This window comes from Suilimivivens sp. (assembly GCF_037359455.1).
Classification (GTDB): Bacteria; Bacillota; Clostridia; order Lachnospirales; family Lachnospiraceae; genus Suilimivivens; species Suilimivivens aceti.
This window is the reverse complement of record NZ_JAXXXI010000004.1, coordinates 28578-52458: the sequence shown is the minus strand read 5'-3', so window position 1 is coordinate 52458 and position 23881 is coordinate 28578. Positions and strand designations below refer to the sequence as shown.

Annotated in this window: 17 protein-coding genes; 1 reads left to right on the top strand and 16 read right to left on the bottom strand. The window is 46.1% G+C overall.

Translation table 11 applies throughout. The annotated features are described in order from the left end of the window. Positions 1–5 precede the first annotated feature (5 nt). The 8 genes from WJQ40_RS00565 to WJQ40_RS00530 form a co-directional block, all read right to left on the bottom strand. Positions 6–2312, bottom strand: coding sequence for a GH1 family beta-glucosidase (locus tag WJQ40_RS00565; protein WP_337537552.1), 2307 nt, complete (start codon positions 2310–2312; stop codon positions 6–8). Between the two features lie 32 nt (positions 2313–2344). After that, on the bottom strand, positions 2345–3469 hold the full coding sequence (locus WJQ40_RS00560; protein ID WP_337537551.1) for an SGNH/GDSL hydrolase family protein: 1125 nt from the start codon (positions 3467–3469) through the stop codon (positions 2345–2347). 104 nt (positions 3470–3573) lie between these two features. Beyond that, entirely contained in the window at positions 3574–4596 is a 1023-nt protein-coding gene (locus tag WJQ40_RS00555) for a glycoside hydrolase family 130 protein (RefSeq protein WP_262572613.1), read from the bottom strand. Positions 4597–4629: 33 nt separating this feature from the next. Next, positions 4630–5802: a glycosidase gene (locus tag WJQ40_RS00550; RefSeq protein ID WP_262572616.1), complete on the bottom strand. Its 1173-nt coding sequence runs from the start codon at positions 5800–5802 to the stop codon at positions 4630–4632. Between the two features lie 17 nt (positions 5803–5819). After that, positions 5820–7001 (bottom strand): AGE family epimerase/isomerase, encoded by a 1182-nt coding sequence (locus WJQ40_RS00545; protein WP_337537550.1) that lies wholly within the window; start codon positions 6999–7001, stop codon positions 5820–5822. Between the two features lie 44 nt (positions 7002–7045). Beyond that, positions 7046–7891: a carbohydrate ABC transporter permease gene (locus tag WJQ40_RS00540; RefSeq protein WP_118797214.1), complete on the bottom strand. Its 846-nt coding sequence runs from the start codon at positions 7889–7891 to the stop codon at positions 7046–7048. Positions 7892–7893: 2 nt separating this feature from the next. Beyond that, positions 7894–8892 (bottom strand): sugar ABC transporter permease, encoded by a 999-nt coding sequence (locus WJQ40_RS00535; RefSeq protein WP_262572761.1) that lies wholly within the window; start codon positions 8890–8892, stop codon positions 7894–7896. A 112-nt stretch (positions 8893–9004) separates the two neighbouring features. Continuing rightward, positions 9005–10453 (bottom strand): extracellular solute-binding protein, encoded by a 1449-nt coding sequence (locus tag WJQ40_RS00530; protein ID WP_337537549.1) that lies wholly within the window; start codon positions 10451–10453, stop codon positions 9005–9007. A 425-nt stretch (positions 10454–10878) separates the two neighbouring features. Here WJQ40_RS00530 and WJQ40_RS00525 point away from each other — a divergent pair, with 425 nt between their 5' ends. Further along, entirely contained in the window at positions 10879–11724 is an 846-nt protein-coding gene (locus tag WJQ40_RS00525; protein ID WP_337404826.1) for an AraC family transcriptional regulator, read from the top strand. Here WJQ40_RS00525 and WJQ40_RS00520 read toward each other — a convergent pair. The 8 genes from WJQ40_RS00520 to WJQ40_RS00485 form a co-directional block, all read right to left on the bottom strand. After that, entirely contained in the window at positions 11721–12743 is a 1023-nt protein-coding gene (locus WJQ40_RS00520) for a substrate-binding domain-containing protein (RefSeq protein ID WP_337537548.1), read from the bottom strand. The two genes, WJQ40_RS00525 and WJQ40_RS00520, sit on opposite strands and share 4 nt — an antisense overlap. Positions 12744–12788: 45 nt before the next feature. Continuing rightward, on the bottom strand, positions 12789–14960 hold the full coding sequence (locus WJQ40_RS00515) for a glycoside hydrolase family 36 protein (RefSeq protein WP_337537547.1): 2172 nt from the start codon (positions 14958–14960) through the stop codon (positions 12789–12791). A gap of 32 nt (positions 14961–14992) precedes the next feature. Continuing rightward, the gene (locus WJQ40_RS00510) at positions 14993–17182 is read right to left on the bottom strand and encodes an alpha-galactosidase (protein WP_337537546.1); all 2190 of its coding nucleotides are present in this window, start codon (positions 17180–17182) and stop codon (positions 14993–14995) included. Positions 17183–17385: 203 nt separating this feature from the next. Continuing rightward, positions 17386–18012 (bottom strand): NUDIX hydrolase, encoded by a 627-nt coding sequence (locus tag WJQ40_RS00505; protein ID WP_262572628.1) that lies wholly within the window; start codon positions 18010–18012, stop codon positions 17386–17388. A gap of 38 nt (positions 18013–18050) precedes the next feature. Continuing rightward, on the bottom strand, positions 18051–19433 hold the full coding sequence (locus tag WJQ40_RS00500; RefSeq protein ID WP_337537545.1) for a hypothetical protein: 1383 nt from the start codon (positions 19431–19433) through the stop codon (positions 18051–18053). Positions 19434–19451: 18 nt separating this feature from the next. Continuing rightward, positions 19452–20954, bottom strand: a complete 1503-nt coding sequence (gene glpK, locus WJQ40_RS00495; protein ID WP_337537544.1) for a glycerol kinase GlpK — start codon at positions 20952–20954, stop codon at positions 19452–19454. A 16-nt stretch (positions 20955–20970) separates the two neighbouring features. Further along, positions 20971–22383, bottom strand: coding sequence for an FAD-dependent oxidoreductase (locus WJQ40_RS00490; protein WP_337537543.1), 1413 nt, complete (start codon positions 22381–22383; stop codon positions 20971–20973). Further along, positions 22380–23852 (bottom strand): NAD(P)/FAD-dependent oxidoreductase, encoded by a 1473-nt coding sequence (locus WJQ40_RS00485; protein WP_337537542.1) that lies wholly within the window; start codon positions 23850–23852, stop codon positions 22380–22382. Before WJQ40_RS00485 ends, WJQ40_RS00490 begins: the two co-directional genes overlap by 4 nt. Between the last annotated feature and the right edge of the window lie 29 nt (positions 23853–23881).

Sequence of the window (23881 nt, the reverse complement as noted above, 5' to 3'; positions counted from 1 at the left end):
TTTCTTTATTTTACAGAAGATGCGATCAGTGTCATATCTCCCTGCAGATCCACCTTGCCAAAGCCTGAAGGAAGGATAAAGTGATCTCCCTTTCTGATCATCTGTCCATTTACAAGACCTTCTCCCTCGATCACGCTCATGATCAGGAAAGGATGCTCCTGCTCAAAGGAAACCGGCTCTGTTACGGTTAATTTGTATACCTTGTAATAATCACAGGCGATCAGCTCATTCATAGTGTTTGCTGGCAGATCTGCTGCGTGGCTTACACTGTCCTCTGCGGAAGGTGCCGGTACAGTGATCACATCGATACTCTGCTGTACATGAAGCTCACGGGGCTTTCCATCGGAAAGTCTGTCATAGTCATACACACGATAGGTAATATCGCTGTTCTGCTGGGTCTCCAGGATCATCAGGCCTCCCTTGATCGCGTGGACAGTTCCGGGATTGATCTGGATAAAGTCCCCCTTCTTCACCGGTACTTCACGGATCAGCTCTGACCATCTCTTCTGATCGATCATTTCCTTCAGCTCTTCTCTGCTGCCTGCATTATGGCCAACCACCAGTGTCGCATCCTCAGGGCAGTCCAGAATATACCAGCACTCTGTCTTTCCAAGAGATCCGTTCTCATGTACCTTGGCATAGGCATCATCAGGATGTACCTGGATACTTAAATCTGCCTTGGCATCAATGATCTTGATCAGCAGAGGGAACCGGTCAAGAGGAAGGTTTCCAAACAGCTCCGGCTCCTCTTTGAACAGCTCGGAAAGCTTTCTGCCTGCATATTCCCCTTCTCTTACGGTGCAGTCTCCGTTTGGATGTGCGCTGACTGCCCAGCACTCACCTGTCCTGTCACTGGGGATCTCATAGCCAAACTTCTCGGCAAGCTGATTGCCGCCCCAGATCATTTCCTTAAACACAGGATTCAAAAACAAAATCGGCCTTGTCTTCTTGTTCACAGTTAACTCCCTTCCATTGGATTCTATGATTTTCTGATACCAGAATGCAGAATCCTTCACAATTCTTTTCTGTGTCTTAAAATCTACATATACAATACCAAAACGCTCGGTATATCCCTTGTCCCATTCAAAATTATCAAGAAAGGTCCACAGGAAATAGCCCCGCACATCAGCACCGTCATCATTTGCTCTCTGCAGTGCAGAAATATACAGATCCAGGAAATTCTGTCTGTTGGGATCATGTACATGGCCATCCAGTGACACATCATCATGACAGGACATGCCGTTCTCTGTAATGTAAAGAGGTAAATGATACCGCTCATACAGGAACTTCACGCCATAGTAGAAGCACTCCGGCGTAACCGGCCAGCCTGCTGCTGTCTTGGCAGCGCCTGCTTCCCTGTCCACATACTCCGGCTCTCCGTCCTCGCCCTGTCTCATCATATATCCGTTATAAATGTTTTGTCCCATAAAATCAAGGGGCTGGGAAATAAGTTCCATATCCTCATCTGTAATTTCCGGCAGATACTCAGCAAATTTCTTAAGTCCCTCTTCCGGATATTTTCCGAGAAATACCGGATCATTGAACCATGCCACATTCCAGGTCCAGTTGTCCATGGGCTGGTGGAAGCCAAACAGCGTCTTTCTTGCTGCCTCGATATCCTCTGGTGAGTCAGTAGCAGGATATGCCATGCCACAGGTCGGCGCATAGCCTACCTTGATCGGTCTGCTGGCATATTTCCGGAGATTGATAACTGCCTGGCCATGGGCACGAAGTGCATTGTGGGCGATCTGGAATACATCTTTATAAGGAAGCTTTAGCCCCGGCGCATGCACTCCCGACAGGTGTCCAAGTCCCACAAAGCATTCCGGCTCATTTAAGGTAATGAAATATTCGCAGATATCAGAGAAATTCTCTGCCACTACCTTCGCATATTCTCCGAACCATTGTATCACATCCTCATTCAGCCAGCCGCCCTTGTCCTGCAGCGCCTGCGGAAATTCCCAGTGATACATGGTGATATACGGCTCGATCCCGTTCTCCTTCATGGAAAGGATCATGTCCCGGTACATAGCAATAGCCTTTTCATTCACCTTTCCCGTACCTTCCGGCAGGATCCTCGCCCAGCTCATGGAAAAGCGGTACGCTTTGATCCCAAGCAGCTTCATCAGCTTATAATCCTCTTTATATCTGTGCATGTGGTCACAGGCGGTATACGCATCCTTGCCATCCAGGATCCTTCCCTCTTCGGCAAAGGTATCCCAGATGTTCTTACCGCATCCATCCTCCGGATCTCTTCCCTCTACCTGATAGGCGCTGCTGGCAACGCCCCACACAAAATCATCACGAAACATAGTTTTATCTCCTTTTATTCCGAATTTCCCTGTCAGCAGGATCCAATGACGGATACCAGGTAAAACGGAACTGCATCCTGCTCTGTTGCTTCCACAATCTCGATCTCTACCTTATGTATACCGGGTTCCATATGTCTTGTCACCGTATCAATATACAGACAGTCTCCCCATGTCTCCTTAAAGTTTCCATCTAATACCATAGCCGTATCTTCTCTGCCATCTACTGTAACCTTTGCAATGGGAGTGGGCTGCTTGACACTCTTACGGTACTGTACCGCAATGCCGGTTCCTTCGATCTCAAAGGTAATCTTGTCGCCCACATGGCTTCCTGTCCATCCTCTTCTGAAGATCTCAAGAATATTGTCCTGAGGCTCTAGATCAGCCACAAATCCTGCAAGAACAGGCTCTGAATTATGATTCTGATATCTCACAGAATGCTCATAGGCATTTTCTGTGATCGGTGCAGGAAGTGTCCCTTCTGCAAAGGCAGCTTCTTCCTCGTTGTTTCTGTCCTCATATATCTTCTCAAGGAAGGTAGTGATCACTTTGGCTACCAGTGCATGGCCTGCGTCATTGGGATGAAGGTCATCCGGTGTGATCTCTCTGTTTTTGATCCTTCCGGACTCAATCTCCGGCCAGATTGTTTCCTTCATGCTGACCATGGGAAGTGCATAAGCCTTTGCTACCTTCAGATGCATTTCCTCTGCATTCAGTCCGTCGTCATACCTGACATTGTTCATCAGCATAACAGCCGGTCTGCAGGCATCTGACAGTGTGGTTCTTACAAGACCCTCATACGTTTCCTCAAAGAATTCCGTATTTTCATCATTCACCGCAAACTCGATCAGCACGAAATCCGGCTGATAGGAAAGCAGATGCTCCTTTACTCTGGAAACGCCAAACTGGGATGTGGTTCCGCCAATTCCCGCATTGACAAAGGTGATCTCTGACTCCGGGAATTTCTTTTTCCACCACTCATATACCAGATAGGCATAACAGGTCTGCGGTGTGGAAGAAAGACTTCCCTGAGTAATGGAACCGCCAAGAAAACCTGTGGTAATGTCCTCTCCTCTCTCTGCCTTTTTCATACATTCCTTGATTTTTTTCCAGTTTCCTCTGTTGATCATTCCCTGATCAAACTTAACCCGATATTCCATAATCGTTTTGCTCCTTTTCGCTTTTTATAATCATGAAATATTAAGAAAGGGCCTGCTGACGAATCTAACAAGCCCTTTTTAAAACTATTTCACTGTTCCTTTTCTTATCTGATACCGATCTCTGTATCAGCCTCTGTTACTACACTGTGCTCTTTGATATATGCTACGATCTCATCAAATTTGGTAAATGCAAGGCCTACATAGCTGTCTGCACATCCGTAGTAAATAGCGATCTTTCCGCTTTCAGGATCATGAATGGTAGCGCAGGGGAAGCATACGTTGGGAACGAATCCTCTCTCCTCATACCACTCTTCGGGTGTCAGCAGGAAGGTCTCACATCTGTACTTCACGATAGAAGGATTCTCAAGATCCAGGATCGCACCTCCGATGGAATATACAAAGCCGTTGCAGGTTCCGCTTACGCCGTGATAGAACAGCAGCCATCCTTCACTTGTCTCGATAGGAGCTGCACCTCCGCCGATCTTAACGGACTCCCACCATTCGCTGCCTTTGCCCATAACGTGTCTGTGTTTTCCCCAGTAAACAAGGTCAGGGCTCTCGCTGACAAAGATATCACCGAAGGGTGTATGACCGCTGTCAGAAGGGCGGCTCAACAGCATGTAGTTTCCATGAATCTTTCTGGGGAACAGAACTGCGTTTCTGTTGTAAGGAATAAAAGGGTTCTCAAGCCTTGTAAAGGTCTTGAAATCAGTTGTCTTTGCCATACCGATGGATGCACCATAAAAGTCCTGGCACCAGATGATATAATAGGTATCTTCTACCTTTACCAGTCTGGGGTCATAAGCATACTTCGGCATGAAAGGCTTTCCTTCTTCATCCACGAAAGGAATCTTCTCCTTATCAAAATCCCAGTGGATCGCATCCTTGCTTCTTCCCATATAGATATAAGGGATGCCGTTTGTCTGCTCGCCACGGAATACGCCGATAAACTCATCACCATAAGGCATTACGGCACTGTTGAAAATTCTGGCAACGCCTTCTACAGGATTACGTCCGATGATCGGGTTCTCTGTATATCTCCAGATAGGCGCTCCGGTCAGTCCTTCCGGCTTCTCCTGCCAGGGAACATTCTTTACCGGAGGGGCAATCATTTTAATTTCGCTCATATTATCTCCTTTACGCCTCAAAGGCTTTTTGTCTTATTTGGAAAGAAATTCCAGGTTCTTTTTGATCAGTTCACATCTCTGTGCTACGCACTCTACGCTTCTGCCGGGATCCTTCGGTGTATTGAATACATAATCGATCAGCTTGTCAACAGTTGTAGTTGCAACATGCATTCTTGTATCACTGGATGCGTAGTAAATAAATACCTCGCCCTTTTCATTTGCGATCGCACCGTTGGTAAATACAACGTTGGATACGTCACCGACTCTCTCGCCGCCCCTTGGTCCGATCAGCAGGCCTGAAGGCTCTGCGATCACTCTGGAAGGATCATTTAAGTCAGTTGCGAATGCGTAAATTACATATCTGAGTCCGGCTGCTGTATTTCTTACACCGTGTGCAATATGGATCCAGCCCTTTTCTGTCTTGATCGGCACTGCACCGGCACCGTTCTTGGCCTCAGTAATGGTATGATACTTACGAAGGCTTGTCATCTTCTCTTCGTCGATAACAGCATGGGTAATATCATCACAGAGTCCGAATCCGATACCGCCGCCTGATCCTGTCTCGATGAAGTCATCCATCGGTCTTGTATAGAAAGCATACTTGCCATTTACAAATTCAGGATGCAGTACTACGTTTCTCTGCTGAGGGGAGTTTAAGGTTACCAGGTTAGGCAGTCTCTCCCATGTCTTCAGATCCTTTGTCCTTACAATACCTGCTGCAGCAACTGCTGCAGAAAGATCATTGACTGTGGTATCCTTGCTCTCTGAACAGAATACGCCATAGATGTAACCATCCTCATGCTTGGTGAGACGCATATCATATACGTTAGTCTCTTCCTTGCAGGTATCCGGAAGCAGGATCGGGTAATCCCAGAAACGGAATCCATCGATTCCATTGTCACTTTCTGCTACGCCAAAGAAGGACTTTCTGTCATCTCCTTCAATTCTGGCTACCAGATAATACTTTCCATTCAGTTCGATCGCACCGGAATTCATAACCGCATTGATTCCCAGTCTCTTCATGAAATACGGATTGGTTTCCGGGTTTAAATCATACTGCCAGGTAAGCGGAATATGCTCTCTGGTCAGTACCGGATTCACATAGCGGTCATATATCCCGTTGTAAAAATCAGGATCTACTTCATTTTTCCTGTTAATAAGTGCTTCGTATTTCTTTAATTCTTCTTCATACTTCTGATGTAACATGCTCACTTTCTCCTTTCTCAGATCTCTTTTCCTTCTAATCTTCTGATTACCTCAAAGCACATTCTTCCATTGTGATACGGGCATTTCCAGGGTTCTACGATAGGTCTTCCCTCGTAAGGCTTTCCGCTTGGGTCTACCTCCCAGAACCACTCAGATCCCTGTCTCTTGTCCATCACATGATCCTTGATGAACTGCCATTCAGACTTTGCTGCATCCAGATACTCTGTCCTGGAAGGATCCTTCTGCCAGCCATTCAGGAAACCGATCACGGTCTCTGCCTGCACCCACCAGATACGATGTACATTTACAACACCTTTCTCACATTCATTTGCAAGGGAATGTCCGTCAAAGGCTACCTTATAGATCTCTGCTGTCAGATCCTTGGTAATAGGTGTCATTTTCTCTTCATATTTCTTCTCACCAAGAACTTCAACTCCACGATCCATCAGCCATGCCGTCTCGATATCATGACCATAGGAATGCAGATCCAGAATGGTGTTCATGTTCCTGTCAAAGAATACTTCCTGTCTGTGGAGTTTTGGATTATATACCTTATCAGCAAAGGTATCCATGATCCACTCAAGTCTTTCCTTTACCTCAGGGAGCTTTGCTACCCGGTAAAGCTCTGTATAGGCTTCAAATACATGAAGCAGGGTATTCATGGTTTTCTCAGCGATAACACCGTTTTCAGAAAGCTTGTCATTTTCCACTTCATGGAATTCCTTGTCAAAAGCTTCCTTATAACCGATCTCATCAGTGCACTTCGTCTCAATGATATGGAACAGCTCCTTTGCCATGGCAAGAGCTTCCTCATCATGGGTTGCCTCATAATAAGAGGAAAGTGCATAAATAGAGAATGCCTGATTGTAGGTATGCTTGGTTGTATCCTCCGGTGTGCCGTCATACTTCATGGACCAGAAAATACCGCCGTTTTCCTTATCCATGCAGTGTTCCTTCATGAAGGCAAATCCATGCTTTGCTTCCTCAAGAAGACTCTCATCCTTAAGAAGCGTGTAGGCATTGGCGAAGAACCATGTGATTCTGCTGTTTAAAATACAGCCCTTCACTGCCTTTTTATCCACCTTCAGGTCATAATCCATATAACCATAATAACCGCCAAATTCATCATCCCTCAGATTTTTCCAGAAAGGGATGATATCATTCAGCAAATGTGCTTTTACTTCTTCTAACATCATCATTTTGTTCCTTCTCCTTTACCATTTTGTGGAACTGATTCTGTCTCTTAGCCCTTGACTGCACCTGCAGTCAGTCCGCTGTATATCTGTTTCTGGCAGGTAATAAATACCAGGAGTGCCGGAAGTAGGGAAATGATAACACCCGCGCAGATCAGGTTGTACTTGCTTCCCTGGGGTCCTACGAAGGTATACAGGGAGGTAGCCACGGTTGGCAGCAGCTTCTTGTCCTGCAGGTAAAGATTGGCATTGTAATATTCATTATAAGTGCCAACACCCTTCAGAATACAGGAGGTTACAATTGCAGGCTTTAAAAGAGGAAGCAGTATCCTGTAGAAAATCGTGAAGTAGGATGCTCCGTCCATAATTCCTGATTCATCCAGTGAATAATCAATATTTTCAAAAAACTGGATGTAAATATAAATGGAAATAACATCAGTACCACACATCATAATGATATAACCAAGCAGGGAATTAATAAAGCCTAATTTCGTCATTATTTCATAAACCGAGATCTGCATCGCAACACCGGGAAGCAGTGTGGCAAACAGGAACAGATTACGGATCAGGTTATTGCCCGGAAACTTGAAACGGTTCAGCACATAAGCAAGCTGTGTACCCACCAGCGTAGACACTATCAGCACACAGACCAGGATAATAGTAGAATTGATAAATGCCTTACCCATATGCGCATTTTCGAATGCATAAACGAAATTCTTAAAATAGAGCCAGCTTTCCGGCATGGTCATAACATTGGTACTCTGGTACTCTGCATCTGTCTTAAAAGCAGTGACAACACAGGATATGATCGGCAGTATCGCAACAAAGGAAAAGAATACCAGTGATAAATACTTTAATGCTGTCAGAACATGAAGTATAATTTTGCGAAAGCTCATGCTTATCTACCTGCCTTTCTAGCTGCAGCCCTTGCCAGCTTCTTTTCTCTTCTTACCGCTGCATTGATATCCTCGTCCTCTGCATTCTTAAATACATACTTAAAGAACAGCTTCTGCAGGATCGTTGCTACGAAAATGATCAATAGCAGGATGATCGCCATGGCAGATGCCAGACCTACCTTCTGCTGGGTATGTGCGATCTCGTGCATGACCACAAAATAGGTTCCCGTTCCGTTGGCACCGTCTGTGATAACATAAGGCGGCTCAAATGCACTTAAGGATCCGGTAATGGACAGGATCACATTTAAGGTAATGATCGTCTTGATACTTGGTAAGATAATATAAATGAACTGTTGGAATTTATTTGCACCGTCCAGCATTGCCGCTTCATAAAGCTCAGAATCCACAGACATGATCGCACCGATAAAGAGCACCATGTTCTGTCCGAAATAACGCCATACAGAAGTAGCCACCAGAGAAATATTATTGATACTCTGGTCTTTTAACCAATACGGAAGATTGTCAAGCTGAAAGCCACACCACTGAAGCACAGTATCGAACACAAAGCCCCTGGTGTAGAAAAACTTAAAAATAAAGCCTACTGCAATACCATTGATCAAATAAGGGAAAAACATGAATCCCTTGAAGATATTCCCGCCCTTTACCTTAAAACTGAGTACGGTAGCCAGATAAAGGGAAAGTGCCAGCTGCACGATTGAACCGGCCATATAATAAAGGCTCAGCTTTAACGCTCCGAAACAATCGTCTCTCTCAAACACTTTAATATAATTCTTTAATCCTACAAATTTTCTTTCACCTACATACTTCATCTTATAAAAGCTGAAGCCAAACATTTCTGCAAAAGGCAGGTAGGTAAAGGTAAACAGAAGAACAAGAGGAATGACCATAAATGCGATCATAACAAAAACCTTCTGTCCATCTCTGCTTCTTGCCCATTCTAAAAAGGTTCTTTTCTTTAAAGGGGCAACCGTCTTTGACATTGCCATATAATTTTCCTCCCGACGATAATGCACGTCCTCTGACGCATTTAGAGCCAGGGAGAAACTCCCTCCCCGGCTCACAATATCACTTAATTTCTTTCAGGATTTCTGATTAGTATAAAACTTCGATCTCCAGTTCATCCTGCGCATCATTCCATGCAGTTGTCCAGTCAGCCATGATATCGTCAAGAGACTTGCTGCCGGTTGCTGCTGCTTCTACAATGCTCTGAACCTTAGCGTTACCACCTGCATTGAAGGACAGCTCGGATTCAGCATTCATTTCATTTAAGAAATCCTCTTCACCTGCAATAGCAGCTTCATCAGAAAGCATCTCACAGCCATCAAATGCAGAGTACATATCGGGGTTCTCGCCACCGATCACTGTTGAGTAGCAGCCTTCCCTTACAGACCATCCGGATTCCTCAAGCATCCACTTGATGAATACGAGAGAAGCGGTCTTGTTCTCATCGGAAGAGTTGATATTTACTGCGTAATTATAATCACCGCCAGCAAGTGCGTACTGTGTTCCTCCAACAGTCATAGGGAAGGGCATGTAACCGATGTCATCACCGTGATCACCAGCTTCAACCATCTGTGAATATGCCCATGAGCCAAGAACCATAGCACCGATCTGACCATTGTTGATCATACCTTTGCTGCCTTCCCAGTCAGTTGTTGTATAATCATCTTCGGTCAGGCCATTAGCAACTGCATCATAGAGAATTCTGTACAGGTTGTAGATACCGGTATCATCACCAGGATCATCAAAGGGATTTGCTGTATGAACAAACTTCTGGTTCATATATGTAGCATCTCCGTTAGAAACAATACCGATGTAAGCATCCCATGCACCCATTGTCCATCCTGCTGCATAGTTGGTATACAGCGGAATAGCATCTGTATTGTCTTTGATCAGCTGAAGGTCTTCAAGGAACTCTGTAGGAGTTGTAGGAAGCTCTGTAATGCCAGCTGCTTCAAATACTGCCTTATTGTAAACAACACCCTGTGCATTTCCCCATACAGGAATACCATAGGAAATTCCATCGTATGACCATTGATCAACAAAGTTCAGGGCCTTGCTCATTTCTTCTGTTGAACCAAGAGGCATGAAGTAGGAAGAAAGATCCTTCTTATCAACTGCAGGGATCCACATAACATCACCCCAGTTACCCTGGGACAGACGAAGAAGTGCATCCTCAGCATAATCTGTAACACCCTCAGTCTTAACTTCAATGTTAGGGAACTTCTCATTAAACTTAGCGATCATCTCTGCCATGGAACCATCTTCCTCACGGTCAGTTCTGCAGTGAAGGAACTTGATGGAAGCGGTCAGATCTGTGTAATCATCAAGATTGATATCCAGATATCCGGGAACGCCATCTGTTGTTGCGTCTGCACTTTCTGTGCTTTCTTCTGTAGTATCAGCAGCTTCTGTCGTTTCTTCGGCAGCTTCTGTTGTGTCAGCAGTATCAGTTGATGTGTCTGCTGTGCTTCCGCAGCCGATCATGGAAACAGTCATGGCTGCTGCAAGTCCAAGTGCTAATGCTTTTCTCAGCTTCATAATAAAATATCCTCCTTTTTTATAAACCTTTTCTTATAAGTTATTCAGATTTAACATTTAACTTAATTTTGTAGGTTAATTTTAATTATATTTAATTTAACTTTTTAATCATCACTCATTGTTGTTTTTTATATTATATTATTGCACACATTGTTTATTTCTTCTTTTTCACCAAATTTAACCTAGTATTTTTATCTATTTTCACGAAAACATTTTCGTTGAAGTGGATTTATTATTGCTTAAATTTTATTTATTAGCTTGTTTTTTAGGTAAATTTATGTTAACTTAATTGTCTTGTTTTCAGACTCATTGCGTGTGATTGTTATTTGCAGCTTTTCCTAAAATATAATACAATGAAATTACCTCAGCTACACTCAGGATCATGCAAAGAAAAGCCGGCACAGGCTTCAGAAAGGAACAGAACCATGGAAATGATAACCTCCGTTTTTAAAGATGCCATAGCTGCCGCCGCTTCCACTGTCGAAATGCAGAATCCTTTCCTGCATGTTCTGTCTAGCGGCAGCTGTCAGGCCAACGCTCCCTGGTTCCATGAAGCAGCCCCTCTTTCCTGTTATCTTCTGCTCTATACCAGTAAGGGCTGTGGCAAGCTCCTGTTTGGCAGCCAGGTATTTACCCTGACTAAAAACACAATGGTCTTCTGCAGCTGTGAAAAACGTTTCCGTCTGGATGCTGCCCTGTCTCCCTGGGCATTTTCCCTGTATCTGATCTCCGGCTCTTCCCTGAAAAGCTACGCAGGACTGCTGTCAAAGGATCAGGAGCCTGTTGTCATGGATGTACCTCCCTTTTCAGACACTGCCCTGCATCTGCAGAAGCTTCCATCAGCTATTTCCTCTGACCAGAGTTCTCTGCTTTCCCATGCTTTGCTGACAGATATTCTGGTCGCAGGTATTATTAGACATGCCAATCAGGATCCCCAGCCTCTGCTGCCTTCCTATCTTGCGGAAGCCAGGATACTGTTTGATCATCATTTTGAGGAGAATTATTCCCTCGATGAGCTTGCCATGCGCTTTCATGTAAGTAAATACCGCTTTTGCCGTGAATTTGGTACTGCCTTTGGCGAGACTCCCCTCCAGTATCTGAATCAGAAACGAATAAAGGTGGCAAAGCATCTGCTGCTCACCACCTCTTTAAAAATCCACGAAGTTGGAAGTGCTGTCGGTATTGACAACACAAACCACTTTATTTCTCTTTTCAAAAAATATACTGGTCTGACTCCTCTTGTTTATCGTCAGACCGGCATGATACCTTAAATTCTTTTGACACTGCTTTTGACCACCATATGTCCGTCTACTACAGTGATCCCCTGCTTATAGCTTTCCCCGTTCATCTTTTTGATCAGGGTATTGATCGCTTTTCTTGCCATCTCCTTGATATCTACTTCATAGGACGTGATCTCCACATTGCAGATCCCTGGATGGATAAAATTATCAAATCCCGCAACAGAAATATCCTCCGGTACCCGGTAGCCTTTTTTCTCAAGCACATTGATCAGAATCCCCGCTGTCAGATCGCAGTTGCAGACAAATGCTGTCGGCATCTGCTCCGGAAGTCTGAACTCAAAATCATCACCTCTCTGTCCATCAGAAAGATTCCTGTCCTCGATCACCCAGTCCTCTCTCACCTGCTGTCCATGCTCAAGAAGTGCTTTTGCATAACCAAAATAGCGGTCTGTGATGCTTCCCGTATAAAGAAGCGTTCCCACATAGGCAATATCCTTATGCCCCATCTCAAACAGATAATCCGTCACCTTGTACATTCCGTAAAAATTATCTGTCACCACGCAGTCACAGTCATGTCCCTTATCATAAAAATCCAGAAAAAGCATAGGAACCTGTGCGTCACGGATCAACATATTCAGATAATCCTCTTTCAGAAGACCAATGATGATCACTCCCTGCACTTTGTTCTCCTGAAGAAGCCTTGGGAGCTCCCTGCGCTCCTGTTCTGCCTCCGCACTGAGTACCTCCAGCATGGTAAAGCACTCTTTACTGATTGCTTTGGTCGCTACTGCGCGGTACATTTTCCAGTAAAAGGATTCATACTGATCAAGATATCTGTCAGAAATAATGATTCCGATATTGTAGCTTTTGCGTTCCTTCATTCTTCTTGCTTCTGACGGAGACTGATATCCCATTTCCTCCGCCAGCTGCTTGATCTTATCTCTCATCTCTTCGCTGACGCCTTTCTGATCAGAAAGCGCCTTGGAGACGGTTACTGTACTTACATTTAAAATCTTTGCTATATCGGCAAGTCTTACTGCCTTCGCCATGTTCCCCTCCACATATATGTAAGACTTTCCGGATTCTTACACGTTTTATTCGGCCGTTACTTCAAATATCCTGGCCATTACTTTCTTCTTAAAGTCAACTGCCAGAACCTTTCTGTCGGCTTCATAAGTATACTCCACATTTTCTTTCATGGCTTCCTGTGGATAAGCCAGCTTTACACTGAGCTTCTTTTCGCCTTCAAACAGATGTGCCAGAGGGATTCTTACCATGGTTCTGTCATCCTCTTCATCCTTATCTCTTCTGAATACAGCAAGGTAAGCCTTGTTCTCTGTCTTCAGTGCACTGCACAGGAAAGTAGATCTTGTATCAGCAAGACCGATCGGCCAGTCAGGAAGTGCCTTCTTAATATCACTGCGGATTTCCTTGTAATAGGAAATTCCTTCCTTCACCAGTGCCACTCTCTCCGGAGAAAGCTCCGCCAGATGGCCGCTCTGATGGATACGCAGAAGCATGGCATTAACCATGTTGAAGATGGTTTCTTCTTCGTCACCGTTTCTCTGCGGATAAGACCATACCGCCGCCTGCTCCGGTGTCAGACCAGCCGGTGCATTGACTGCAATAGAAGCATAGTTCTGATAGTCCTCCTGATCGCTTGTGGACTGGATGCTGTATCTGGACAGCAGCGCATAGTCAATACGCAGACCACCGCTGGAACAGTTTTCAATCACGAGATCAGGGTATTTCTTAAATACACTGTCAAGCCAGGCAAGATATGCTCTTTCATGGGCAAGGAGTCCTGCTCCCACACTATCCGCGTCAAGCTCTGTACCAATACCGGGCTCGATATTGTAATCCATTTTAATATACCCCACTCCGTACTCATTGACAACCCTGTCTATTACTTCATTGACATGATCAATGACAGCAGGGTTACGGAAATCGAGCTGATACCTGCTTCTGTCAAAGACTCTCTTTCCATGACGGATGAAGAACCAGTCATCAGGAGCATTCTTTGCCTTCTCGCAGTTGATACCCATAACCTCCAGCTCAAGCCAGACACCGGGAACCATTCCCTTGCCGCGGATATAATCAGTTACTTCTTTGATTCCGCCCGGGAAACGTTCTCTGGATTCCTGCCATTCGCCAACGCTGTCCCACCAGAGTCCCGGTGCATACCAGCCGGCATCAATAACATAATACTCACAACCCGCCTCTGCTGCCGCATCAATCAGAGGCAGCTCCTTTTCTGTGGTCGGATCTCCGAAAAGGCAGTTCATATAATCATTAAAGATAACAGGCAGATTCTCATCATCCTTATTTACTCTGCGGATCATACGGCGATACTTCGTAAGCTGCCCCATGGCCTTCGCAAAATCAGCATCTGATACACCAACTGCCACCGGCACGGTCGTAAAGCTTTCACCGGGCTTTAAATTCTGGAACCAGTGGGACTGTACCTCGGTCGGACCGCTCAGCGCCAGATAAAAATGATCATTCTGATCACTAATCTCTGCATGCCAGGAACCATTATGCTCGATCTGCCAGTAAATGGCAGTATCTGCTTCCTCATTGGACAGATAGCCCATTGGAAGATATTCCTTAGTCGACCAGTTTCCTGTATTGGTCAGTTCGATCGTCTTTGACGTCCTCTGATACACCGTAGGCTGAGTCTGTGGAAGCCCCAGTGCCGGGAAGCTGTAGGTATGGAAATTCATTTCCTTCTGCCAGCCGTTATGTGCAAAGGTGAGCTGCATCTTGTCATCGGAGCTCATCTCTCCCTCTTTTTCGATGCCAAGATAATAGAAAGACGAAATGTACTCCAGCGTCTGCACCTCAGTTCCTTCATTGGTCACCTCACTCTGCATCCTGATCGTAGTGGTTCCCTGATAAAACTGCCAGATTGTCACTACCCTGGCTCCGGTTTCCTCATCCTTCTGGATAAATGTCAGCACTCTTCCTGTCTCGTTGCGCTCATCTTTCATATCCACGAAAGTGAGCATATAACCAGGTGCTGTTACGATATGCTTGTTGCCATGCTTTTCATAAGGTCTGTTATAGCCTGAGAAGTTGACCTGTACCAGCTGGAAACCCTCCCGCAAAAATGTTTCATTCTCTGTCAGTTTCTTTTCTTCCTGTTCAGAAAGAGGCTTTGCTGAAAAATGAAATAACTTCAGCTGATTTTCCTTTGTCACTCCAAATACCAGATAGATCCCGTCTTCCTCTATCCTGATCCACTGATTGATATATTCTGATGCCATCTTTTATCTGTTCCTTTCCGTTTGTTCTATGTTTACACCTCTGTCAGGTGAATTAATTTTCCTTTAAAGTCACCAAAGGGATTCTGCACCAGAAGTCCGGCATTCATCAGCTGTTCTCCTGACCATGTCCCATCTTCTCCTTCAATCGCATAGTACTTCTCTGCTGCCAGTCCCTTCAGATAGATCCTTCTGCTGTGATAGTTGGGACGATTCAGTACCTGTACATAGGTATACAGCGCTTCTTTCTTATCCTTGCTGACAACGCCATAGCAGTCAAAATAATGATCCTCCGCATAGGAAGCGATCCTGTAATAATCTCCTTCCCTTACCAGATCATTATATTTATGATACATGGCAACCTGTGCGGGGATCTGCTCCCTGTCGCTCTCCGGGATTTTCGTTACATCCAGCTCATAGCCAAAGGTTCCTGCCAGTGCCACATACCCTCTTGTTTCAAAAGGAGTCACTCTGCCTACTGTATGGTTCGGGCAGTCAGAAACATGTGCTCCCATTGTGGACAATGGATAGATCAGTGCCGTACCTTCCTGGATCTTCAGTCTTTCAATCGCATCGGTATCATCAGAACACCAGATCTGCGGGCTGTAATACAGCATACCCGGATCAAATCTTGCACCGCCGCCGGAGCAGTTCTCCAGAAGAAGGTGTGGGAACTCTGTCATCATTCTCTCCTGCATTTCATAAACAGCCAGTACATAACGGTGATACAGCTCACCCATCTGATCTGCTGGAAGCTCAAGGGAACCGATGTCTGAAAGCTGTCTGTTCATATCCCACTTTACATATTCAATATTGGCGCTGCGAAGGATCTTCGCTACGCACTCATAAGCATAATCCCTGACTTCCTTTCTGGTCAGATCCAGCACGTACTGATTTCTGCAGAGGCTGGGCTCCCTGCCTGGGATCGCAATGGCATAATCAGGATGTGCGCGATAAAGGTCAGAATCCGGGGAAATCATTTCAGGCTCAAACCAGATACCGAACTTCATGCCAAGCTTATTGACCTCGTCAACCAGATATTCCAGTCCGCCCTTCAGCTTCTCTTCATTGACAAACCAGTCGCCAAGCGCTCTGTTGTCATCATAGCGGTTTCCAAACCATCCATCATCCATAACAAGCATCTCAATGCCAAGGGCTGACGCCTGCTTTGCAATAGCGATCAGCTTGTCTGTATCAAAATCAAAATAAGTAGCTTCCCAGTTGTTGATCAGGATAGGTCTCTTCTGATTCTTGTACTCACTGCGGATCAGATGATTTCTGTAGAAATCATGGAAGATCCTCGTCATCTGTCCAAGTCCCTGCGCAGAATAGACAAGCACGGTCTCCGGTGCCTGGAAGGATTCTCCCTCTTTCAGCTTCCAGGTAAAATCTTCCGGATGGATTCCCATGGTCATACGTACCTGATCAAACTGATCAGACTGTACCTGTGCCTTGAAATTGCCGGAATATACAAAATGCATGGCATATACTTCACCATTTTCCTGATCGGCATTCTTCGTCTTCAGTGCCAGGAACGGATGATCCTGATGGCTGGACTCTCCACGTATGGACTCCACACTGTATTTGCCATGACTTACCGGTACTGTCTCTATCTGTCTCTCTCTTGCCCAGGAACCATGCAGGGAAATCGCTTCAAAATCTTTATTATCCATATCAAGGCAGGCAGAATATACCTTGGTCAGATAAAGATTTTCCTTACCTGTGTTCACTACCTTTACACTTCTTGTGATTACATCTGCTTCATCAAAAATACCATACTGCAGAATCACCTGAAGTCCTGTTACCTTATCCTCGCAAAGGATCTTAAGAGTCTCACACTCTCCTGCTTTTCCAAAGGATGCCGGCAGACCTTCAAGTCCATCTTTTCCCTCCGTGATCTTATGTGACACGTAAGAAAGGGCAAGTCCCACATTTCCTTTCTCTGTGCGGATATTGATGCAGCTTTCTCTGTAATCACCAAGTCCGTGTGCCGGATATTCCATCGGGAAGCTGTCAAGGAAGGATACCCTGTCCCTGTTGTTCCTTGAAGGGACAAAAGGGTTCTCATGGATACGGAGCAGACCGTCTAAATGGACTTCCTTCAGCTTCTTTCCGTAATAAACATGTCCTAAAAACTGCTCGTCATCTACTACTGCAATAACATAAGTTGTATTTCTCGTATCAAGCTTAAATATCTTTTCTTCTTCCAAAAAAACTGCTGCCATAAAACCTCCAAATTTCATTTTACGCAAAAACCATTTAACTAAATTATAAGGTAATTTTTAGTAATGTCAATCAGATCAATGTCTTTTCAATGTTAATTTTCCCACTTTTAAGACATTTTAAGGCAGGCTGCAAAAACGTCATTTTTCGCCAGCAGAGCAGAAAAATTGCTGTTTACAACAAAAATGCCGCAGGCGATACGTTATCATCCTGTGACATTTTTCAGGAAAGCAAAAGGATCTTCTTCCCACTGCTGTAAAAACATGATCAGCAGAAAGGCTGCCCTGAGGGAAACCTTCTCTTCCCTCAGGATCCGCACAGCTTCTTTCTTATCAACTGTCAGCACTTCTATCGTTTCCGTACTTTCTGCAAAAGCCGTGGAAATGCCCCCATCTGCATAGCCAAATACAGATGTACTTGTTTCATCCGTAAGTCCGGCTCCAAGAAAATATGGTTTTGTAAATCCGGGATCGACACCTTCTGCCGGTATAAAGCTAAGCCCTGTTTCCTCTTTCATTTCTCTTGCAGCCGCTTCCCCTGGTGTTTCCCCTGGATCGATCAGACCTGCCGGAAGTTCATATAGATAATCATTCAGTGGATACCGGTACTGTCTGATCATTACAAGCCTTGACGGATCCTCCTTCAGAAGTGCATAGATCACAATTCCGTTTTTCGGGACCTCTCCTGTCTTTAGCGGAAGCTGATCCTCCGGGTTCCTGGATGCGAAATAATAGGAAAAAGGCTGTCCCTTCTGGTCAAGTGCATCCATTTCATATAAATTCAGGAATCTGTTATCTGTCAGCTTCCTGACAGCCGTAAATTTCTCTTTCATAGCATTCTCCCATCGCTCCAGGAAATGCAGATATCCTGTCAGCCCTCCAGATACCGCAGATATTCTGCCAGTTCTGCAGGAACACCTCCTGTTGTTTCCATCTTTTTGCAAAGAAGTGTAATCTTATGAACCTCTTTGGAATGAATGATCGTATATTTTTCAATCGGCTCTTTAAAAAGAGGATTCACTGCCACCTTATTCCTGACAGCTGCACTGAATGGACAATATACCGCAAGGATCTGACGTACTACTTTATTCAATCTCGGTGAGCCGGTACTCTCATATCGGAGCCACTGTACATAATCACCTACAAACATCTGCCGGTAATTATTTCTGGCACGCCCCATCTGCATTTTGATCTTTTCCTTCGTATCACTGGACAGCTCCCGGTTCCTTTTAAAGAACTGCACATAATCACAATATTCACTGGTAAGGGAAGGTTCTGAAAGGTCATTCCATCTTCCCCCCTGAATACGCTTGCACATTTCCCACCTGAAATCGCCCGCAAGCTCCATAAATGTCTTTTCCAGATCTTCCACATGGAACATAGAACACATCAAACGTCCCGGTGTATCTCTCTTTCTTCCCTCGATCTCCTGCCACATAACACCACGGCTTCCTACATTGGGAAGAAGGATCACATCCGGCAGCACCTCTGTTTTGATCATAAGACCATTCAGTCCACGATCCGGGTTGCTGTAAAGTGTGTCCCTGTAAAATACGCCGAAATCAATACTTCTTATCTTATCGAGTATTGCTTTTACCTTTTCAGCTGTCACCAGGCTGCTGCTTAAGCTCTTCAATACCGTATGCTTCGAAAATACAGGACAGAAGGTAGTCGGCTGTCCGAAGGTGATCTTATTCACTGATATGAACATATTTCTGATCTCAAAATTCACACGGGACAGATTGTTTTTCAGAAGTGCTTCTTCCTCCTCCGGAGAAATCCGTCTCATCCTTTTCTCTTCTCTTAAATATTCCCGGTAATCCATATCCAGCTCATTCCGGCTTGGCTCCTTCTTGCCGGCATAAACTGCCACCAGCCACTGAAACAGAGAATATACGCCCTCTCCCGGATTCGTTGGAAGCTGTTCTACAAGCTGATAAAGATAAACTGCATTTTCCATCCCTGCCAGCTCTTCATCCACATATCCGAATTCCAGGAACATCCGGATCACGACAGGAAGCTTTCCTGTCTTTACGAAAGTCCCAAACACCTTTTCGTACAGCTTGTAAAACAATCCCGTCAGTTCATGCCGCAGTATCCTGGCAGCATCATCACTGCTGCTCTTCTGTGAAAGTCTCTTATAGCTGATAAGGCTTTTGGCAAATGCCTCCTCCAGCTTTTTATCACAGTCTGCATATGCCAGTATCTTCTGTAATGAGTCTTTTAGTTCTTCCTTAATTTCCTGTATTTCCAAAAAATGATCCCTCCCTGATTATCTGGATTCCTCCGCTGCAAAGGCAAGGGCACACCGGACTGCCCTTTTCCACCCTTTCAGAAGTTTTTCTCTGTCAGCTTCTGTCATTTCGCTGCCAAACTCTCTGGAAAGCCTCCAGTTTTCGCTGATCTCCTCCCGGCTCTTATAATAGCCTGTGGCAAGGCCAGCAAGATATGCCGCACCAAGTGCTGTAGTTTCGATGCACTCAGGTCTGTAAACCTTACCGCCAAGAATATCTGCCTGAAACTGCATCAGAAAATCATTGGCACTGGCACCACCGTCTACCTTAAGTCCTTTAATATTTACCTGAGCATCCTCCTCCATCGCCCGGAGCACATCCACCGTCTGGTAGGCAATGGATTCCAGCGCCGCACGGATAAAGTGCTCCTTTTCACAGCCTCTGGTAATACCAACGATCGTTCCCCTGGCATAAGGATCCCAGTAGGGGGTTCCCATTCCCGCGAAAGCAGGTACAATATAAACACCTGTCGTATCCGGTACTCTTTCTGCATATTCACTGGTCTGGGATGCACTTTTCACCATACGCATGCCATCCCTCAGCCACTGGATCGCAGCGCCCGCCACAAACACGCTGCCTTCAAGGGCATATTCCACTTTTTCTGTGCAGCTTGCTGCTATGGTTGTCAGAAGCCCATGCCCGGAAGCGATCGCCTGTTCTCCCGTATTCATCAGAAGAAAGCAGCCTGTTCCGTAGGTATTCTTCACCTGTCCTGCTTCAAAGCAGCACTGACCGAATAATGCAGCCTGCTGATCTCCTGCAATTCCGCCAATCGGGATCTCACTGCCGGTCACGGATGCGTCCGTATACCCATAGATATAGCTGGAGGGCTTCACCTCCGGAAGCATACATTCCGGTATCTTCAATAAGGAAAGCAGCTCCTGATCCCAGCACAGCTTATGTATATCAAAGATCATGGTTCTTGATGCGTTGGTGTAATCGGTCACATGCACCTTACCCTTGGTCAGATTGTAGATCAACCAGGAATCCACCGTTCCAAAAAGAAGCTCTCCCTTTTCGGCTCTTTCTCTTGCACCCGGTACATTGTCCAGGATCCAGGCAATCTTCGTGCCGCTGAAATAAGCATCCGGTACAAGACCTGTGCGTTCCCTGATCATCTCTCCATAGCCTGCCGCCACCAGTTCATCGATCTTTGGTGCTGTCCTCCGGCACTGCCAGACAATAGCATTGTAAACCGGCTCTCCCGTCTCCTTATCCCAGACGATCGTCGTTTCTCTCTGGTTGGTGATACCAATTCCGCAGATATCCTCCCCATCTGCCCCTGCCATCGCCATGGCTTCTGTCAGGACAGCGAGCTGCGAAGACCAGATTTCTACCGGATTATGCTCTACCCAGCCGGGCTTTGGATAAATCTGGGTAAACTCCTTCTGCGCCATGCTGCAGATGTTTCCCCCCTTGTCGAACAGGATACATCTTGAGCTGGTTGTACCCTGATCCAGTGCCATGATATATTTCTCCATAAGCATACCCTCTCTTTTATCTGTCTATAACGGTTGCGGTCGCTACAATATCTACCCCCGTACCTGCAGCATTCCTGATCAGAACCTCTCCGAGCTTCACAGGTGCCGTAACCGTAGTATTTCTTATGATCTCCATGCAGTCTTCGATCTTATCTTTAGGGATTTCATCCCTGGTCTTCACCGGTACCACCGGGTCACATCCCTTCTCTACCCGAATCATGCTGGTCAGACTCCTCTTCGGTGCTGTCATTTCATTTCTGGCGTAGTTTTCACCGATCCTGCAGCTGTTTCCCGTAATGACAAGACTGTCGTCTTCCTCCTTGTCTACTGTGATCATGCATCCCTTCGGACAGCCGATACAGATCAGTGTCTTACTGGCATCTCTTCCCTCCGGGATCACACTCTTCGACTTCTCAGGGATCTTCGGCCGGACTGCCCTGCCAAAGCCCTCCGGCTTATTCCGGATATATTCTGCCGCATGAAATCCTGCCTGCTCTGCCTCTTTGGATACGTTATCCACCAGATCATGCACATGCAGTACATTGCCGCAGGCAAAAATACCCTCTGCTGTCGTCATCAGACCGGCATTGACCACAGGTCCCTTTGTCACAGGATCCATTTCCGCCCCTGCTCCCTCTGACAGCTCATTCTCAGGGATCAGACCGCAGGAAAGAAGGACAGTATCACAGGAAACATATTCTTCACTGCCCGGAATGGGCTTTAAATTTTCATCTACTTTGGATACCGTAACACCGGTCACTCTTTCTTTTCCATGGATCTCCGTTACTGTATGGCTGAGCTTTAACGGAATGCCAAAGTCGTCCAGACACTGCACAATATTTCTCCTAAGTCCTCCGGAATACGGCATGATCTCTGCAACCAGCTTTACCCTGGCACCCTGCAGATGCATTCTTCTCGCCATGATAAGGCCGATATCACCGGATCCCAGGATCACGACTTCCCTGCCCGGAAGTCTGCCTTCCCGGTTCACAAAGCGCTGCGCTGTTCCTGCGGAATAAATGCCGGAAGGACGGTAACCCGGTATGTTCATGGCACCCCTCGGTCTCTCTCGGCAGCCCATGGCAAGTACCACAGCCTTCGCTTCCAGTGTAAACAGTCCCTGTATGCTGTTCATGGCAGTTACCCGGCAGGGATCTCCGCCCTGCACATTCACTACCATGGTATCAAGCAGGTAAGGGATCCTTCTTTCATATACCATCTCTTCATACCGCGCCGCATACTCCGGTCCTGTCAGCTCTTCCGAAAAGGTATGAAGTCCAAATCCATTGTGGATGCACTGATTCAGAATACCACCAAGTTCCCTGTCTCTCTCCAGGATCAGGATATCCGTAATGCCCTTGTCATATGCGGCAACAGCAGCAGCCATACCTGCCGGGCCGCCCCCGATGATCAATAAATCCTTCTTCATCTGCAGCCTCCCTTTCCGGCATCTGTGCCTTTCTCTGTCTCTTCATCCGGAAGCAGATAGGAAGAGCCTGCCTCATTCTTCAGGATCTCGCTGACAGGCACCTGAAGCTCTCTTGCCAGGATCTCTATGGTCTTTGGCAGACAGAAGCCTGCCTGGCACCTTCCCATGCCTGCCCTTGTTCTTCTCTTGATGCCATCTGTGGTGGTAGCGCCAAGAGGTCTGTGGATTGCATCCAGGATTTCACCCTCTGTCACCATTTCACAGCGGCAGATCACATTGGCATAAGCCGGATTCTGACGGATCAGCTTCTCTTTCCTTGATTCATCTGCCAGTGCCATACTGGGAATTCCCTTTCTGGTACTGATAAAATGCTCCTTTTTCTCCGGATGCAGCTTATCCTTCACAAGTGCTGCCACATATTCGCCGACTGCCGGTGCACAGGTAAGTCCCGGTGATTCCATACCAGCCACATCAAAGAAGCCTTCTGCTCCCTTCACTTCACCGATAATAAAGTCACCCCGATCCCCATGGGCACGAAGTCCTGCAAAGGATGTGATCACAGCTCCTGCCGGGATCTTTTTCACACTTAAGGATGCCTTCTGCATGATATCAGAAAGTCCTTCCGCTGTCGTGTCCGTTCCGTCCTTATCAGGAATATCCTCTGCAGTAGGACCGATCAGAAGATTGCCGTGTACTGTAGGGGTTACGAGAACACCCTTGCCAAGCACTGTAGGGAGCTGGAACAGCGTATGGGATACCAGATTTCCTACCTTCTTATCGAAAAGCTGGTACTCACCCTTTCTCGGTGTGATCGTAAGTCTGTCCTCCTCGGAGCAGACCATATTATGAATCCTGTCAGCATATACACCGGCGGCATTGATAACTGTCTTTGTCTCAAAACCGCCCTTTGTGGTGCTGACAAGGTAACCATTTTCTGTCTTTTTGATTCCTGTTACTTCTGCTCCGAAATGGAACTCTGCACCGTTCACCGCCGCATTCTCCGCCAGCGCAATAGTAAGGCCAAAGGGACAGATGATCGCACCTGTAGGCGCATACAGCGCTGCCACGGCACCCTCTCCCACCTCCGGTTCCAGCTTCCGGAGCTCTTCCTGATTCAGAATGGAGATCTCACGCACCCCGTTCTTTTCTCCACGCTCTTTCAGCTCCTCCAGCTTATCCATATCCTTTTCATCAAAGCAAAGAACAAGCGATCCGTTTTTCTTATAAGGAAAATCCAGCTCCTTGGAGAGCTTTTCCATCATTTCGCTTCCCTTAAGGTTAAGCCTTGCCATCAGTGTTCCCGGCTTAGCATCAAAGCCGGCATGGGCGATACCACTGTTCGCCTTGGAAGTACCTTCGCATACATCTGTACTCTTTTCCAGCACTGCGATCTGCAGCCTTTCTCTGGAAAGCTCTCTTGCAATGGCGCAGCCGCTGACGCCCGCACCGATAATTACTACATCAAGCATAAGGAAACCCCTTTCCCAATACATTTTAT